This window comes from Oleiphilus sp. HI0066, assembly GCF_001635725.1.
Window position 1 is genome coordinate 1 of sequence record NZ_LWFH01001505.1, and the last position, 1021, is coordinate 1021.

Genomic DNA, 1021 nt, shown 5'->3' on the forward strand with positions numbered 1-1021 from the left:
AGTCTCTTCGTTTCTTGGGCGATGTCATTCATGAACCAAACCTGTGGCACATGAATCGTCACAGCGTAACGAAAGCAATCGCTATCGGTTTTTTCTGGGGCTGCATGCCTATGCCCTTTCAGATGGTTGCTGCGGCATTTGTCGCAGTCTGGCTCAATGCAAACTTACCGCTCTCCGTAGCAACAGTATGGTTTAGCAACCCCATCACAATGCCTCCGATCTTCTATTTCGAATACCTTGTAGGCGCTTGGGTTCTGCAAATGCCACCGCTTGGTTTTGAGTATGAACTGACTTGGGAGTGGCTCTCAGAACGCCTTTACACAGTTGGCGTGCCTTTATATTTGGGAGCAGTGATTTGTGGAATTATCGGAGGCTTCGCTAGCTACTTCATTGTTGGCTGGCTTTGGAAGAGAAACGTAAAGAAAAGATGGACTGAACGAAAAGCGCGTCGAGAACAGGCTTAACGTTCAACTAATCCACCTCGCTCTAACACAAGTGTTCGATCCATTTTTTGGGCGAGCGCCATATCGTGCGTCACGACGGCAAAACTAGTCCCTATCTCTTGTCGCAAAGTAAGCATCAAAGCTTGAATAGATTCCGCAGTCTCGGCATCTAGATTACCAGTAGGCTCGTCCATCATGACAACTCGTGGCGAGTTAACAAGCGCACGTGCAATGGCTACGCGCTGACGTTCCCCTCCAGAAAGTTCAGCAGGTTTATGTCCCAAGCGTTCTTTTAAACCAACTCGTTCAAGTAAATCAGCCGCTTTACTCATTGCTTCGCGATTAGACATACCAGCAATAATTAATGGCATTGCGGCATTTTCTTGCGCCGTAAATTCCGCCAAAAGGTGATGAAATTGATATACAAAGCCAAGCTGTTGATTTCGTAACTTCGTAATTTGTTTTTCTTTCGCTTGTGATAAATTTTGTCCGCAAAGAACCACATCACCAGCACTTGGCGAATCTAAACCACCAAGTATATTTAACAAGGTTGTTTTTCCTGCCCCGGAAGTCCCGAC

At 46.3% G+C, this 1021-nt stretch carries 2 protein-coding genes; one reads left to right on the plus strand and one right to left on the minus strand.

Annotated features, from left to right (window positions below):
* Window positions 1–464, plus strand: a 464-nt coding sequence (locus A3738_RS23450) for a DUF2062 domain-containing protein (RefSeq protein ID WP_068763894.1), incomplete at its 5' end; no start/stop codon positions are given.
* On the opposite strand, the gene A3738_RS23455 is transcribed toward A3738_RS23450, so the two are convergent.
* Window positions 461–1021, minus strand: a 561-nt coding sequence (locus A3738_RS23455; protein WP_082890126.1) for an ABC transporter ATP-binding protein, incomplete at its 5' end; no start/stop codon positions are given. The two genes, A3738_RS23450 and A3738_RS23455, sit on opposite strands and share 4 nt — an antisense overlap.